The 289-nt window shown below is 36.3% G+C and carries 1 protein-coding gene; it reads right to left on the bottom strand.

Features of this window, described 5'->3' with window-relative positions; all coding sequences use genetic code 11:
- The coding region (locus tag Q1A46_RS20810) for a hypothetical protein (RefSeq protein ID WP_299683582.1) at positions 1-289 on the bottom strand (289 nt) is incomplete at both ends.

The raw sequence follows: 289 nt of genomic DNA on the forward strand, positions 1-289 counted from the left end.
ATATTATATTCAAATGATGCTCCAAAGTTAGTAGCTGTTATAGTAATCTCTCCATCTGTATCTCCATTACATGAAACTGCTGAACCAACTGCGTTTGCTGTGAATTCTTGATTATCTAAAACTACAACTGCGATATCGGTAGTACATCCACTTCCGTAATTAACTTCAACTGTATAACTTCCATCTGCTTGACCATTGAAAACTCCTGTGCTATTTGTAGCAACTGAAGCTCCTGCTGAATCTAATAATTCATATGTGTAAGTTCCTGCTGGTGTAGGTGTAATTGTTA

The organism is uncultured Tenacibaculum sp. (assembly GCF_947502995.1).
GTDB lineage: Bacteria > Bacteroidota > Bacteroidia > Flavobacteriales > Flavobacteriaceae > Polaribacter.